Origin of the sequence: Actinophytocola sp., from assembly GCF_035762905.1 — a bacterium.
In the GTDB taxonomy this organism is placed as follows: domain Bacteria; phylum Actinomycetota; class Actinomycetes; order Mycobacteriales; family Pseudonocardiaceae; genus DASYTH01.
In genome coordinates this window covers 1-16094 of record NZ_DASUCC010000096.1, presented here as the reverse complement: position 1 = coordinate 16094, position 16094 = coordinate 1, and the positions used below count along the sequence as shown (strand labels likewise).

The window sequence follows — 16094 nt, the reverse complement described above, 5'->3', positions numbered from 1 at the left end:
ATGCGATCAGGGTCATGGGCGCAGCAGGTAGCCGAGGAGCCTGCGGCGTTGCGCGGCGTTGTCGGGGCGGGGGTTGAACACCGCGTCGAGCAGGGGCAGCACCTGGTCGCGGGCTGCCCGGGTGCGCATGACCCGTTTCCACAGCGCGAGGTTGAGCCGGTAGCGCCAGGCCGGCGTGCCGGCAAGGCGCAGGATGTTGGCGGTGTTGCGGCGGGCCTTGTCCGGCAGCGCGCGCAGGTCGGCCGGCGTGCCGAGCAGTCGCTCGGGCAGCACGTCGAGGCCGTGCTCGGTCATGAAGGCGAAGTCGGTCGGCCAGGCCGCCACCCACAGGTAGTCGACCATCCGGCACCAACCGCGCAGGAACGTGATCTCCAACTCCGGCCACGGCGGGGCGTCGATACCGGTGATCGCGTCGACCACCACGTCCAGACAGCTCTTGTGCGCCTTCCACAAGGCCAGCCGGACCGGCTCCGAATCGGCCGATCCGCCGCCCGCCACCAGGGTGAAGTAGGCGCGCCAGTCGGCCACGCCCCTGGCCAACTCCCTCGGGACGACTCCGCCCACCACGTAACGGAACCGGCGCCCGCCCGGTGGATCGGCCACCGGCAGGTCCGGCACCACTCCGGCGGCCGAGGCACCCAGATACGGCGGCACACACAGCGTGTAGTTGCCATACCCCCACGGCGCGTCCGGATCAATCCATCCGTCCTGCTTGGCGGGATCGCCCAGCCGACCGGTGCGGAACTGCCACTGGTGCTGAAACATCAACCCCCACAACGGGTTGCGCCGGTTGTCCGCGCCGAACCGCTGGCCCGGGTTGGTGTTGCGGATCATCGACCGGTAGGCCGCCATCCGCTGCTGGAACCGGAACGGATCGAACCCGCCGGCCAACTCCCCCGCACCGGCCCAGACCCGGTACAGATCCAGGCCCGCCAACTCCTCAGGATGCGCCACGATCATCGATTCTCCGCACCGCCCCAACCGGACGCCATAGTTCCGGGCGACCGGTTCGGTCACGCACCTGACCTGTCGCATGCGGTGAGAAGCCGGCCGACCCGGTCGGCGTCGTCGGTGCGGTGTTGGGATTGGTAGAGGGTTCGGGCTTGGTGCCAGCTGGCGTGGGCCGCGGTGAGCTGGCCGAGGTGTTGTTGGGTCAGGCCGATGTGTTCGAGGGTCTCGGCTTCGTGGTAGGTGTTGCCGAGTTCGCGGAGCAGGGTGAGTGCCTGGTTGTAGTAGTTCTGGGCCAGGTCGTGGTCGCTGGTGCGGTGTGCGATCTGTCCCAGGTTGTCCAATGTGGACGCTTCGCCGTCGCGGTCATGGTGCTGGCGGAACAGGTCGAGGGCGGCTTCGCAATGGCTGCGGGCCTGGTCGTGGTCGCCGAGCCTGGTGTGGCATCGTCCGGCGAGGTCGAGCGCGCGGGCCTGCCGTGCGGGCATGTCAAGGGTCCGGTACAGGCGCAGGGTGTTCAGCGCATGCTCGAGGGCCTGCCGGTCGTTGCCGTGCTGCGCCAACGCCTGGGCGAGGACGTAATGCGTGTGGGCCTGGGCGCGAAGGTCGTTGGTGGCCTCGGCAAGGCGCAATGCCTGCCGCAGGTGCTGGCGGGCTTCGGCGTGCCGACCCACCCGGGCGCAGGCGTAGCCGAGGCGGCGGTGCGCGAGGGTCTGGGTGGCGCGGTCACCGAGTCGTTCGGCGGCCGCCTGCGCCGCCTGCCACACGGTCAGCCCGTCGGCGAGGCGGCCTCGCCGGTAGTGATAGATGTCCAGGGCCCAGGCCAGCTGCCAGACCTGCGCGTGCCAGCCGTGCTCCTGCGAAATACGTTGGGCCGCAAGCAGGTTGGGATGCTCCGCGGTGAACCAGGCAAGCGCCGAGGTGTCGTCGTGCAGCAGGTGTGGCCGGCACCCGGGCTCGGGCGCCCCGATCGGGATGGGTGGGCGGTACGACCCGAGCAGCCGTTCCGCGGCCGCCGCGGTATGCAGGTAGAAGTCGACGAGCCGGCGCAGCGCGGCCGTATCGGTCGGCTCGTGCCGGGTCTGATCGGTGGCATAGAGCCGGATCAGGTCGTGCATGCGGTACCGGCCCGGCCCGTGTTGCCCGATCAGGTGGCTGCCGCTGAGCTCGCGCAGCAGAGTTCTGGTCCGGGCGATCGGTAGCCCGGTGAGGTTGGCCGCCGCCGGCAGACCGATGTCGGGTCCGGGGGCGAGTGCGAGCAACCGGAACACGGCGGCAGCCTCGTTGGACAGCGCGTGCCGCGACCACGAGAACACGGCGCGCAGGTTCGCCGGGGTGTCGCCGGCGTCGAGTGCGTCGAGCCGGTCGGTGTGGTCGTGCAGCTCGTCGGCGAGCGCGGCCAGCGGAAAGCCGGGATGGCTCGTCGCACGGGCGGCCACGATGCCCAGTGCCAGCGGCAGTCCGGCACAGTGGCTCAGCAGGTCGGCGACCGCGCGGGGCTCCGCGGCCAGTCGCTGCACGCCGAGGTGGCGGGCGATGAGGCTGTGCGCATCGGTCTCGGTGAGCACGTCGAGGGTCAACGAATGGGCGCACTGCGCGGTGATCAGGCCGGTGAGCCGCCTGCGGCTGGTCACCAGCACGGCGCAGGTCGGGCTGCCCGGCAGCAACGGGATCACCTGGCCGCTGTCGCGCGCGTTGTCCAACAGGATCAGCATCCGCCTGCCCGCCAGCAGACTGCGGTACAGGCCGAGCTGGGCCTGCGGATCCGGGGGAACGGTTGCCGGGTCGGCGCCGAGGGCGTCGAGGAACCCGCGCACGGCGGTCACCGCGGTCATCGGTTCTCCGCTGGGATCGAAACCGCGCAGGTTCACGTGCAACTGGCCGTCCGGGAACCGGTCGAGATGGTGGTGGGCCCAGTGCAGTGCGAGCCACGTCTTGCCGATCCCGCCAATCCCGCCGATAGCGCAGATCCCGGCGGTCTCCCGGTGTGCGGTCAGGGTTTCGGTGAGCATCGCGAGTTCGTGGCCGCGGCCGGTGAACAGCCGGGGCGCCGACGGCAGTTGCCGCGGCACGACCGGCCGCGCGGCCCGGTCCGCCGCCGTGTCGAGCACCGGATCGGCGGTGAGGATCCGGTGGTGCAGCCGGCGCAGTGGCGGGCTCGGCTCCGTTCCCAGCTCCTTGGCAAGGCGTTGCCAGAGCCGGCGGTAGTGCTCGAGGGCGCTGGCCTGGCGGCCGTTTCGGTACAGCGTGAGCATGTACTGCCCGTTCAGGCGTTCGTCCAGCGGCTGCTGCTCGACCCGTTCGGCGAGTTCGGCGAGCAACGTGGTGTGTTGGCCGGCGCGGAGCCGTAGATCGGTGAGATCCAGCTGGGCCGAGTGGTACTGCTGGGTCAGCGTGGCGCGCACCGAGTTGATCCACGGGGTGTCCAGGTCGGCGAGCGGGTCCCCCCGCCACAGGGCCAGTGCCTGCTCGAACAGTTCCGCGGCGCGCTCGTCGTCGGCCGCGCTCCGGGCCAGGCGGATCAGCGCGCGGAACCGGTACACGTCGACCGCGTCCGGATCCACCGTGAGCTGGTAGCCGGTGGACCGCCAGGTGATCCGGACATCCCCGGCGGGACGCAGCGCCCGGCGCAGCAGCGTCATGTCGTGCTGGACCGCACCGCGCGGCCGGTGCGGAACCCGGCGGTCGCCCCACACCCGAGCGACAATTGTGTCCACCGGCACGGTGCGATTCGCCTCGATCAACAACACCACCAGCATGCACCGCAGTTGTGCGTAACCAATAGTGATCGGCTGGTCGTCGACGCGCGCGTCAATATCACCAAGCAGGCGAAACTGCACCGCCATCCTGGCCTCCTCGACCCGGCCCTCAGCTTCAATAGCGGGTCTGGCCGGGCAACGCAAGGGCTACCAAAGAGTTACCAACGCTGTGCCGGGCACGCTGGTCCACTCGGTGGCGTTCGACGGGAGCGGGCAGAGAAAGGTCATGTTTTCCGAGCCGATTGTGCTTCCGGGGTCCACGCCTCCAAGTACTGGTTAACGCGCCAGGGAGGACATCGACAATGCGAGTGACAACGAGGAGAAGGTGGGCGGCCGCAATCGCCTGCTGCGCCATGGGCCTGGCCTCCGTGGTCGCGGCCGGCGCGGGCGGGGCCGCCGCCGACCCGGCCGGCGGGACGGGTCGCCCGATCCAGCGGCTTGCGCAGGATCTGGCCGCCAGCGCCCTGCAGGGTGTGCTGCACACGGCGAACCCGCGGGTGATCGACGAGGCCATCCGACAGGCCCACCGGACGGTGGCGGACCAGGCGACCCGGGCACCGGACCGGCCCGCCAGCGCGTCCGTGGTGTTCGACGCCGGGATGACGAGCGCCGACCTGACCGGCTTCGTCGGCAAGCACGGGCTGGACCTGTACGCCGTGGAGGCGAAGGTTCCGGTCGCCGCCTCCGGCGACGTTTACACCATGTGGTTCAACGACGTGGCCCGGGTCGCCGGCACGCCGGCCCAGCAGCTGGACCGCCTGATCGGCTCGACCCGGCTGCGCTACTTCCAGCAGGCGCAGACGGCGGCGGTGGATCAGCGGGCGGCGACGCGAGAGCTGGCCACCGGCGCGTACCACTTCTACCGCGCCGAGGTGGTGGCGACCAACACGCGGCTGGCCGCTCTTGTTGGCGCGCCATCGGTACGCGCGGTGCTTCCCGACGCCGGCGACAGCAAGGTAACCGGCCTGCGGGAGGCGCAGGCGGCGGCGCGTGCCATCGAGTCGGCCGCGCCCGTCACCGAGATCCGGTTGGACGCCAAGGTGTCGGATTCGGCGCAACGCGGCGCGCCGGTCGCTACGAACACCGGACAGAGTTGCTACTGGCAGTCCGCCGGAACGCTGGCCTGCCGGACCGGCGCCCGCGGCCCGATCTCGGGAGACCCGGCGGTCGACGCCGCACTGCCGCGAACCGAAGGCAGCATGGTCGCCGGCTCGAACACGTCGGCGCCGTCGGCGGGCGTCATGGACGACTCGTCGCTCTGGACCGGGTGCAACAACAGCTCGGACAACCAGGCATGCCCGAACGACCACACCTACCGCCCGCACGCGGCCACCGGCGGATTCCAGGCGTTCGGCGTGAGCATTGCCAACTACCGGGCCAACGAGGTCCTCTACATCTGCTATGCGTACTGGGTGCCGGATCCCAATCCGGATGGCACGGGCGGATACTGGCAGATCTCCTGCTACCCGTACGCCATCGTCACCGCCGCGTTCACCTACGGCGCCGCGCGGTGGGACAGCCGCTGGGGGACGCAGGTGACCAACATCGCCGCGTCGAACCAGAACCGACCCATCAGCACGCTCGCGTACAAGTTCGTCGACGGCCTGCAGCCCTGCGTCGTCCAGCAGTTCCTGGCCACCGCCGAGTGCAGCCGCGCTCTGCAGAACTCGGTGTGGGTGTCGCGGACCGGGATGGAGGACGAACTGCTGATCGGCAATCCCGCGTGCAATCCCCCCTTCGGGGGACGAACCGGCGAGGTGGCGGATCGGAGCCGGGGCTGCTTCGAGTGGAACTACGCGGTGACCACCCTGCCCGCCCCATTCGTCGACACGACGTTCGGCGACGGCCAGCAATACAACCTGGCCATCGCCTCGACGAGCCCCGCATCCATCGTGGAGGGCAGGCAGTACAGCAGCTACGCCGAATTCTGGGCGTACGGCAACAACAACATGATCGGCCAGCAGGCGTGGCACTCCGTCGCGGTCGACTCCCGGGTCGACGAGGCGGCGATCTGCCGGGCGAGGAACAATGCCAATCCGTTCTGCTACTTCCCGGTCGATGCCAGCCGGGTTTCCCAACAAATACCGTTCCAGTGACCGTTGCGGAGCGGGAACCATGTTGATCGGTGGCGGCGGTCAACCGGCCGCCGCCACCCTCAGCTGTGGCAGCCAAGCGGGGGCGGGCAGTGGATTTGAGAATGAACACGGATCAGATAGTTGGGAGGTGCCGTGGCGATCAGGGATATCTTCGTCAGCGGTGATGGTGTGGATTCGGCGGACGGAACGACTTGGAACACTCGGGTCAGGACGTTCACAAGGGCTCGGGCGCTGGCGTCGCCGGTGACCGCGCCGGATCGGGTTCGGTTCGTCGTCGGGCAGTTCATCATGAAGGGTCAGGCGAACTTCGGGCAGCAGTTGGGCAAGGGGATCGGCGCCGGGAGCGACGTGCCGGATGGTTGGTCGATGACCGCGCACGACCCGAACCTGCCGTGGCACTTCACCGATCTGGACGTACTCAACCAGCCGAGCGACTTCGTGCAGGTCTTCCTCAACGGAGCCAACGACTACAACGCGAACACGGCTGGCTGTCCGAACATCCGGAGCAATGGCGGGACCAATGCGGGGCAGCCGACCGGGATCTGGGTGACCACCCGCAACGTCGCCGGGGCCAGGCCGGAGTACCGGGTGATCAGGGTGTGGCGGGGTGGGCGGCCGCTGACCATCGGGAGCCTGACCGCGGTGCCGTCGGCTTATGACCCGTACAACGAGATCTGGGAGGCGCGCAGCTTCGCCACCCTGGGGTTGGACGAGACGCACAGTTGGACGCAGCTGACCCCGACCGAGGTGTGGCAGGAGGACGACGACCCCGACCCGGTGCCGACGCCGATCGGCGCGCGGCTGTTCGTGTTCAGCCCCAAGGGAAATCCCGCGCTGTCCACGGTGTGGGGCGGCATCACCCTGCTGACCCAGTTTTCGGCGGGCGCGGTGGGTGTCCTCGACCTCGGTCTGCTCACCATCCGGGAATCCAAGGACTGGCATGTCGACGAGACGATCAGGGCCATTGGCGGTGGCTTCGGCGCGTTCAAGATCCGGGGTGGCTGTGAGGGTGGCCGGTTCGAGGCCCGGGTCGACGTGGCGAGTCCCTATCAGCCGGTGGTCGACCTGCGCGCCCACACGGTGTCTGGCACGTCCATAGACACGTTCACCGCGTTGGAGGTGTCGCCGCGGTGGGACCTGCGCGTGGTCGGCAAGCCTTACTACGAGATCGACAACATGCACAGCACCGGAGCGTCCGACGCGTTGCGCATCGCCGGCAACGCACGGGTCACCGGCCTGCTTGTGCGCGGCCGGACCAGCGGCGCAGGCGAACTGTGCTACGTCCGCGATCCCGGCCACACCGCGATCGGCAGGGCGGAGCCCGCCGCCGGCGTGATCCTCGATGGCCTGACGGTGGAGCGGGACTTCAGCGTGTACATCGGCGGGATGCAGTACCAGCGGGCGTTCGGCATCAACGGCGACAGCAACCTGGTCCGGAACTGCACCCTCGGCGGTCGGGTCTACGGCCAGCGCACGCCGTCCCAGATCACCGGCAACGTCCAGGTCGTCGGCCTGGAGTTCCACTACGGACAGCAGATGATTCCCGCCTCGCCGGACAATGTCTCCCGTTACCCCAGCCGGTTCAACGGCGACGAACGGGTTTTCTCCAACGATCACCCGGACGGCAAGAACAGAGACGGAGTCGGGCTCGTGGTGACCGTCGACGGCACCATCGCGGTGCGCGACTGCGTGTTCAACGCCGTGCACGCACCGGGTCTGCGGGTCGGTGCGTCGGTCGCGCCGGGAACCGGCGACGCCTGCGTCGTGGAGAACTGCACGTTCATCAACAGCGCCGTTCCGGGCAGCCAGCGGACCGCGGTCCTGGTCGATGTCCGCAACAACGCGCCCCGGGCCGTGCGGCTGCGCAACAACTCCGCGGTCGGTTACGACGCCGGCGGACAGTGGACGACGAACGGGTTCAACCGGAACTCCGTCGCGCTGGAGAATCTTCACTTGGCCCAACCCAATGGGCCGGGAGTCGCCGAGAATGTCGGCTGGGCGCGCCAAGCGTTCGCCGCCTGCTACGGATGAGGGGTCACGCCATGACTGACCACGACGGCCGGCCGATCGCTCCGTTGCCGTACCGCCGACGAACCGTGTTGCGCGCGTTGACCATCGGCTCGATCGGCATCGGCCTGGCCACCGTCGGCGCGCTACCCGCCGCGGCGAGCAACCTCGGTGTCCGGGAACTGCGTGCCGGCATGTCCGGTATGGACGTTCGCGAACTCCAGATCCGAATCGCAGGCTGGGCCAGCGACGACGCCGGGCATTCGTTCCTGAGCATAACCGGAACATTCGACCCCGCCACCGAAGCGGCCGTGCGACGTTTCCAGAAAGCCCACGGCTTACCAGACAAGGGGCTGGTCGACGCCCCGACGCGCGACCGACTCTCAGCCCTGGAGGCGCCCGACGGATCCACCGCACATTTCGAGTGGACACAGTTCGCCGCCCCAGACGGCGGCGGTTTCGCGGCCGGCACCCCCGACGAGGCCACGGTACGAGAAAATGCGCGCCGCCTGATGTACAAACTGGAAGCATTGCGACACAAGGTGGACGATCGGGAAGTCGTAGTGCAGACCGGTTTCCACAGCACCACCTACCGGCCCAACCGGATCACCCCGCCCGGCGGCATACACACCCACGGCACCGCCGTCGACATCACCGTGCCCGGCCTGACCACCTACGCGATCTACCGCATCGCCCAAACCTGCGGCTTCTCCGGCCTCGGCTCCTACGTCCAATCCTGGCTACACTGCGACAGCCGAGCCGAACACCACCCCAACGCCTCATGGTCATGGGCAAACGGGAGCGTCTAGCGATTGATCCTCGAGCCAGACTTGGGTTGGGGTAATGTCGTGGCGTGATCGAGAGTGACCGCGGAATTGTGCGCTATCCGTGCCCGGAGATCACGCCTGGGGAGTTCGAGCAGTTCGTCGCCGGGGAGTTGCTGGGGGCGGCGGGGGCGGCGGTGGACGACCTCGTGGTCGCCGTGCACGAGAAAGTTGTTGGCGCCGACGGTGTGTACGACTTCGACGCGACTGTGCGTTACCGGTTCGCGGGAATGGCTTTCCTGGTGGTCGTCGAGGCGAAGCTCCACCGGAATCCGATCAAGCGTCAACTGGTCCAGGTGCTCCACCAAAAGCTCCACAGCGTGGGGGCGCACAAGGGTGTCATGGTTGCCACGTCGTCGTATCAGGCCGGTGCCATCGAGTTCGCCACGGCGCACGGCATTGCCCTGGTGACGGTCACGGAGGGCCGCTTTGTGTTCACCACCAGGAATGCTGCGACCGCGTGTCCCACGTTTGTGGCGCACTACCACCGGGCGGGCTCGCGGGGCCTGGTGCTGTCCGCCGACGACGAGGACTACGCGGACTGTGTCGCGACGTTCCTGCTGGCCCGGCCATCTCCGTGACCGGCTCCGGCTACGCACCAACGTGGACGTACGACGCCCACACTGCTGGGTCGTGCAGCCACCGCTCGCGCATGCGGCGGGTGGCGCCATGGACCGCTTCGGCAACACCCGCGCCGTCGGCGATCGCCGAGTAGATCAGGTCCGCAACGTCCACCGCGGGCAAGTCGCCGATCCACCACAGGGTGCCGATCACGTGCCGGTAGCCGGCGAGTTGGAACGCGGAGGCCAGGTGGATCGCCTCGTCGGCCAGCCGGCCGCTGGGGCGCGCGGTGGAACACGCGGACAGGAACGCCAGTTCGGCGTCATTCATTCGGAGCCTGGCCAGGTCCACCACGGTGAGCGGTCGGTTGTGATGGTCGGCCAGCACCAGCTGGCCGGCCGACGGATCGGCGAGGTCGCTGTGCCCGTGGCAGGCGAAGTGCGCCCACCGGGCCCCGGTCAGCGCCTTGAGCACGGCGTCGTGGGTGGCCTCCGTTCCGGTGAGGATGTCCACCTCGCCTGGAAAGTGGCGCTCGATGACGGCCGCTTCGGCCTCGGCACCCGACAGGTCAGCGTGCCGGCCCGGAGTTTTCGGCATCGCCACCACGACGGCCCAGTCGGAAGGACGCCGCGGTGAACCCGCGGCGCGTCGAGAGTAGGCCAGCGCCCGAAGCGTTGGCGTCACGGAGCACACCACCCGGTCCAGCACCGTGCGCGGCACCTCATCGAGTGCCGTCCCGTGGTGGCCCGCCGCGTGCAGGGGCAGGAATGACAGGGCGCCCCCTTGGTGGAAGGCGTCCCGCGCGTCGTCGTCCTTGTCGCGCCGGTACGCGGCGAGGCCGACCAGGCCGAAGCCGAGCACCGAACCGCGGTTTCGTTGCGCGATGTCCGCGGCGCGCGCGGCGGCATCGAGGTCGCCCTGGCCGAGCCGAGCCTGAGCGAGGATCTCCATGGCGACCCGGCAGAGCCAGCGGTTGCCGTTGCGGACGCCGATCGCCGAGGCTTACGCGGTCGAGCCGCAGCGTTTTGGGCTCGAGAAGTGTGATGGCCGACTCATCGGTGGAACCACCACGGGAACGAGCGCCGTAGGCACAAGGAGAGCCGTTACTGATTGGGTGGGAGAGTCATCATGAAGATTCGCCGTGCAGCGGGCCGACTGGCGAGGATGGGAGGTGTTGGGGCCGCCGCCGTCATCTTGTCCCTGGCTTCTCCGGGAGCAGCTGTCGGGTCGGGCGCGGCGTCGGAGCCGACGTTTCACGCGGTTGCGAGCGGCATCCAGGACAGCTACATCGTTTCGCTTCGCGCAGAGCTTTCTGGTTCGGATGTTGAGCGCCTTGCTCGTGATCTCTCGAGCGAGCACGGTGGTCGGCTACGAGGCGTCCACACCGCTGTTGGTCGCGGTTTCACCATCGAGATGCCGGAGCGACAGGCTCGCAAGCTCGCCGCACACCCGGACGTGCGCTCAGTGGTTCAGGATATCGAGGTGTCGCTGTCCGATGTGCAACTGAACGCACCCGCGCATCTCGACAGGATCGACGAGCGGGCACACCGCCCCCTCGACGGCAGATACAATGCGGTGAACGCGTTCAATGGTGCGTCAGACAGCACGATCTATGTATTGGACACCGGCATCACGGCCGAGCACACGTCGTTCGGCGGACGAGCGCGAGTCGGGTTCGACACGAATGATGATTTCGCCGTGGGCCATCCGGACTACGGTCGAGACTGCAACGGCCACGGGACCCATGTTGCGAGTCTCGCCGGCGGAAACACCTACGGTGTCGCACGAAGCGCCGACGTGGTGGCCGTGAAGGCGACGCGTGCCTGCACGGGTGCTGCGTCCTTGTCGCGTTTAGTCAGTGCCGTCGAATGGGTGACCAGCAACGCGACACCGGGCAGGTCGGTCGTGAACATGTCACTCGGATACCTGGTGAACAACGCGATCCTGCCGCAGATCGCGCTGCTTGAAGAGGCAGTGCAGCGCTCGATGGACGCCGGCATCGCGTACGTTGTCTCGGCGGGAAACGAAAATCAGTTGGCCTGCACCCAATCGCCTGCTCGTATTCCCGGTGTGCTGACCGTCGCGGCCATCTCGGACGTGACCGACGACCGGGCGTCCTTCTCCAATTTCGGCAGTTGCGTTGATCTCTACGCCCCCGGCACGAATATCCGTGCCGCAAGGCATGACAGCTCCACCGGCACGGTCGTCAAGAGCGGTACGTCCATGGCTGCGCCTTTGGCGACGGGCGTGGTGGCGCACTACGTTTCCAATTCGGTGAGCGCCCAGGACGCGGTTTTCCGGGTCAAGTTCGAGGCTACTCCCAATGTGGTTACCGGAGAGCCGAATGTCAACGCCGCACGACTTCTGCACTTCGGCGGGTTCCACGAGGATCAGGACGATGTTCCCATCCCGGATCTCGGCACCGGTGGCATCTCGTCCATCGACGTGACCGGGCAGGGTGACCCCGGCAGCGCAATGGGAACCAGCCTTCGTCTTTCGTTCGACATCCAGCACGCCAGTCGCGGTCAGCTGTTTGTCGAGCTCTTCGCCCCGAACGGGCAGCGGTGGATCCTTGAGCAGCCCAGCCCGGACACCGGTGATGATCTGATTCGTATCAATGTTCCGATAAATGCCTCCGCTGTTGCTCCCAACGGTCGGTGGCAGCTCAGAGGTTTCGACACAGTGGTAGGCACCGTCGGCAAGATCCGAAGCTGGAGCCTGCAGTTCTAGGTTCGCTCGTGCGGAACTGAGGGTGTACAGGAATGGAAAGCCCGCCGGTTCGGTCCGGCGGGCTGTTCCATTGAATCGCGTGTCGTCCGGCTACGCGGTGCCCTTGAGGTGGCCGAGAGCCGCGGTGAGCTTGCGGTGCGCTCGGAACAGGCGTGACTTCACGGTCCCGATGGGAATGCCGAGCTCGTCGGCCGTCTCGCGATGGGTCATGTCCTCGAAGTAGACCCGCTTGATGATGGCCTGATCGGACGATGACAACCGTTCCACGGCCGAGCGAACCTTCCACGTGAGCCATACCTGTTCAGCACTGGCGCCATCGACCGCCGGGTGGATGTCGGGCTCGATCGACTCGACGCTGACTGCCTGCTCGCGGCTGCGATGCCGGTGGTAGACATCGATGGCCGCGCGTCGTGTCACCGAGAACAGCCACGGCTCCAAGGGCCGTCCCGGATCATAGGTGTGTGCGGCCTTCCATGCCTGCATGAGCGCCTGCTGCACCGCATCGGCGGCCAGATCCCGATCATTGAGGATGCGCAAGGCCACACCGAACATCCGTCCCGCGAACGTGTCGTGGATGTCCTTGAGCGCGGCTGCGTCGCCCTCGGCGAATCGCTGCTCGAGAGTTGCCAACTGATCGGTCACCATGGGTTTCCGCAGCACCGTGCACACCGCCGGACTGGAGCGCTGCGGCCTCCTCGCTCTGCTCGACGCTGACCCGAGCCTGCACGCGAGACCTGTCAGTCAACTTGCTCCAGCCTTGCGGCGCGTTGTCTGCCGCTCACCGTCGCTTCAGCAGTGAATCGATGGCGGCAAGCGCGAACACGACCGCGGCATCGGGGGACATGGCCGCGCCCCGATCAGTCGCTTGGGCGTAAGCGGTTGCTCCGAGCCGGTTTCTGAGTCGCTCCGCTGCCGATCCCATGCTGTCCGCATCCTCGCCGTAGGCGTCCGTGTCCGCCGCGGCCAGCGCTCCGAGCAGCGTCGCGGCCGTGTCATACGCACGAACCCGGATCAGCAATTGCACGAGGTTCCGCAACGTAGTCCACTGATGTTGCCAGACTTGCATCACATGGAAGTCGCGCACGCTCCGACGAAACGCGCGCAACGCGTCGTCAGTGTTCCCGGAACGAGCGAGCAACGCGGCAAGCCCGACCATGCAGATGTTCGCGGCGAACGTACTGCTCGCCGATTCCGCGACAGCGATCGCCGACTCGTAACGATCCCTGGCCTCGTCCGGGTGCGTGAGCGCCAGCGCCTCGCCCTGAGCGTAGAGTCCCCAAGCCAGGTAGGTACGATTGCCGAGCGATCTCGCGACTTCAAGACATTCATGTGCGATGCGCAGTCCTTCGGTGGCGTCACCGGCATAGGTTCTTGCCAAACCTTGGAACAGAAGCGCGGCCGCGGCGTGCCACGCATCGTGCTCACGTCGGGCAAGTCGAAGCATCTCGCCTGCCGCGGCGAAGCAGTCGTCGAGGCGACCCTCATACAGCGCGACGGCTGTGCTGACCTTCAATACGGGAAGCCGTACCGGATCGTCCGGATCGGTGGCACACGTAAGTGCCCGTTCGGCCAAGTCCGCTGCGCTCGTGAGCTCACCTCGCAACGTGAGGCCTTCGCCCACCGCCCCGGACACCGTCAGGTACAGCGGATGAGAGTCCGCCTGTGGCAGCCCGAGGGCGATCTGTCCCCAGGAGACCACCTCGTCCCGAAACTGGGTGATCGCGAAGTTGTACAGCCCAGCGGACAGTCGCAAGGCGAGCTTCGTGTCGGCCTGCTCGACAGCCCACCGGTGAGCCGCCCGCAGGTTCTCGAAATCGGCGTCGAGTATCGACACCCAACGCTCCTCGTGCGGCCCGCGCATCGCGCGGCCGGCTTCCTCGGCCAGCGCGACGTAGTACTGGGCATGAGAATTACGCAGGGCGCTGACCTCACCGCGTCGATCCAGCAACTCGTGACCGTAGGCACGGAGCGTCTCCAACATCGAGTAGCGGACCTGGCCGGCGGTCGATCCGGCAACGACGAGTGAGTTCTCCACCAACGTTGCGAGCAGGTCCACAAGCACCTCCCCGCACACCTGCTCGGCCGCGGTCAGCGTGAATCCACCGGCGAACACGGACAGCCGGGCGAATACGCGCTGTTCGGGTGGACTCAGCAGATCATAAGACCAGTCCACGACCGCCCGCAGCGTTCGATGGCGGGCAACCACGGTCGGCCTCGCTGTGGCCAGCAAACCGAAGCGGTCCGAGATTCGGGCAGCGATGTCGACGGGATTGAGCGACTGCACCCTCGCGGCGGCCAACTCGATCGCCAACGGAAGTCCATCAAGTTTGCGACATATGTGCGCTATGCGCTCCAGATTCTCCATGTTCAGGTCGAGATCGGGCCGGACCGCCTGTGCACGATCGACGAACAGGCACACCGCGGGTGAATCCACCGCATCGGCATGGTTATCGCGCTCTGGGACCATGAGCGGCGCGGTCGGCCGGATGCGCTCACCCGTTACGCCGAGGGCGACTCGGCTTGTCGCGAGCACAGTCACCCGCGGACAGTTCCGCACAACCGCTTCCATCAGCAACGCGGCGTGGTCGGCCACGTGTTCGCAGTTGTCCACCACGAGCAACAGCTGCCTCGTCGCGAGAAATGAGAGCAGCGAGTCCTCGATGCTCAGCCCCGGCTGCTGTCGGGCACCAACCGCTGCCGCCACGGCGTGAACCACGGCCGCGCCATCCGCCACCGGTGCCAACTCGCACCACCACACACCGTCCGGGTATTCACCGGCCACCCGTGACGCGCAATGCAGCGCCAGGCGGGTCTTGCCGACACCGCCTACACCGGTCAGCGTCACGATGCGCCAGTCACGCAACGCCGCGGCGATGACGGCGACGTCCTGCGCACGACCAACGAGGCTGGACACCTCGGCGGGCAGACTGCCATGCCGGCGAATCGGCATCGCCGGCTGCTCGCCCGGATGATCTGTCTTCGACGGTGGAGACATCCAGTCGAGGGAGGCGTCCTGCCGGAGAATCGCGGCCTCAAGTGTCCGGAGCGCGACAGAAGGTTCGACTCCCAGTTCCTCATCGAGTTGCTGGCGAAACGCCCGGAAGATCGCCAGAGCCTCAGCCTGTCGCCCGCATCGGTACAGAGCCAGCATCAGCTGGGCCCGCGCTCGCTCACGTAGCGGGTGTTCAGCGGCGTAGGCCTCCATCCCGCCAACCAGGTCGGCATGCCTGCCAAGAGCAAGGCCGGCGTCGAACCTCTCCTCGATCGCCGTGAGCCGCACCTCTTCGAGCCGCGTGGCCTCCGCCCGTACGAACTCCCGGTCCGCGAACTCGGCATAGGCGGCGCCACGCCATAGCGCCAGGGCCTCGTCGAGGTGCCGCAGCGCCGCCTCGGGATCCACCGCGATGACCGCCTTCGCGTCCTCGAGCAGGACCTCGAAACGGCCGGCGTCGACTTGTTCACGGCCGATCTGCAACACGTAACCGGGTGGCCTGGTGATCAGTACCTCGTCACCGTCCGCGTGTAGCAGGCTGCGCAACCGCGACACATAGGTGTGCAGGTTCCGTAACGCGGTCGCCTGCGGCTCCTCGCCCCACATCGCGGCGACCAGTCGATCGCTGGACAGCACGGCGCCCCGATGAACCAGGAGCACGGTCAACAGTTGCCGCAGTCTCTTGCTGCCGATGTCCCTACCTTGGTCGCCTGTGCGGACCCTCAGCGGTCCGAGTACCCCGAACTCCATACCAGCCGCTCACCACCACCGACCTGTCGAGCCTGTAGGTATTCCCAGCCGCAACTGAGCTGCAAGCGAGCCGCAAGGCAGCCCGATCATCGTCACACCCACATCTGACAGGAGGCAAGGCAACAGTGAGTTCCACAGTGACGACCACAAGGACGGAAGCGGACCCGGCCGACATCGAGGCGTTCGTCGGACGTGTCATGGGCGACACCAGCGCATGGATGGTCACCACCCTGGCCATGATCGGCGATCGCCTGGGGCTCTGGGCCGCTCTCGCTGATGATCACTCGTCAACCAGTGCGGAGTTGGCACAACGGACCGGCACAACCGATCGGTACGTTCGGGAATGGTTGTCCTCAATGGCCGCACACGGCTATGTGACCTACGACCCGGCCACCGAGCGGTTCGCCCTCCCGGCCGCCCACGCCCC

10 protein-coding genes and 1 pseudogene are annotated in these 16094 nt (G+C 67.6%); 6 read left to right on the top strand and 5 right to left on the bottom strand.

The features are described 5' to 3' along the window. Window positions 1-12 precede the first annotated feature (12 nt). Entirely contained in the window at window positions 13-960 is a 948-nt protein-coding gene (locus VFV67_RS19995; protein WP_326472053.1) for a Leg1-related protein, read from the bottom strand. Between the two features lie 53 nt (window positions 961-1013). Next, window positions 1014-3794: an AfsR/SARP family transcriptional regulator gene (locus tag VFV67_RS19990; protein WP_326472051.1), complete on the bottom strand. Its 2781-nt coding sequence runs from the start codon at window positions 3792-3794 to the stop codon at window positions 1014-1016. A gap of 266 nt (window positions 3795-4060) precedes the next feature. Here VFV67_RS19990 and VFV67_RS19985 point away from each other — a divergent pair, with 266 nt between their 5' ends. From VFV67_RS19985 to VFV67_RS19970, 4 genes are all read left to right on the top strand, one after another. After that, window positions 4061-5803, top strand: a complete 1743-nt coding sequence (locus tag VFV67_RS19985) for a hypothetical protein (RefSeq protein ID WP_326472050.1) — start codon at window positions 4061-4063, stop codon at window positions 5801-5803. Window positions 5804-6046: 243 nt separating this feature from the next. After that, on the top strand, window positions 6047-7834 hold the full coding sequence (locus tag VFV67_RS19980) for a hypothetical protein (RefSeq protein WP_326472048.1): 1788 nt from the start codon (window positions 6047-6049) through the stop codon (window positions 7832-7834). Window positions 7835-7845: 11 nt separating this feature from the next. After that, entirely contained in the window at window positions 7846-8619 is a 774-nt protein-coding gene (locus VFV67_RS19975; RefSeq protein ID WP_326472046.1) for a M15 family metallopeptidase, read from the top strand. A 44-nt stretch (window positions 8620-8663) separates the two neighbouring features. Further along, complete coding sequence (locus VFV67_RS19970) at window positions 8664-9215, top strand: restriction endonuclease (protein ID WP_326472044.1); 552 nt, start codon at window positions 8664-8666, stop codon at window positions 9213-9215. Between the two features lie 10 nt (window positions 9216-9225). On the opposite strand, the gene VFV67_RS19965 is transcribed toward VFV67_RS19970, so the two are convergent. After that, window positions 9226-10146, bottom strand: a complete 921-nt coding sequence (locus VFV67_RS19965) for a CHAT domain-containing protein (RefSeq protein ID WP_326472043.1) — start codon at window positions 10144-10146, stop codon at window positions 9226-9228. Between the two features lie 177 nt (window positions 10147-10323). Here VFV67_RS19965 and VFV67_RS19960 point away from each other — a divergent pair, with 177 nt between their 5' ends. After that, window positions 10324-11925, top strand: a complete 1602-nt coding sequence (locus VFV67_RS19960; protein ID WP_326472042.1) for a S8 family peptidase — start codon at window positions 10324-10326, stop codon at window positions 11923-11925. A 90-nt stretch (window positions 11926-12015) separates the two neighbouring features. Here the strand turns inward: VFV67_RS19960 and VFV67_RS19955 are convergent, their stop codons facing one another. Beyond that, a complete protein-coding gene (locus tag VFV67_RS19955; RefSeq protein WP_326472040.1) occupies window positions 12016-12594 on the bottom strand; it encodes a sigma-70 family RNA polymerase sigma factor in 579 nt (192 codons plus the stop codon). A 109-nt stretch (window positions 12595-12703) separates the two neighbouring features. Further along, on the bottom strand, window positions 12704-15667 hold the full coding sequence (locus VFV67_RS19950; protein ID WP_326472039.1) for a BTAD domain-containing putative transcriptional regulator: 2964 nt from the start codon (window positions 15665-15667) through the stop codon (window positions 12704-12706). 137 nt (window positions 15668-15804) lie between these two features. Here VFV67_RS19950 and VFV67_RS19945 point away from each other — a divergent pair. Beyond that, window positions 15805-16094: pseudogene (locus tag VFV67_RS19945) on the top strand (SAM-dependent methyltransferase); the annotation flags it as partial.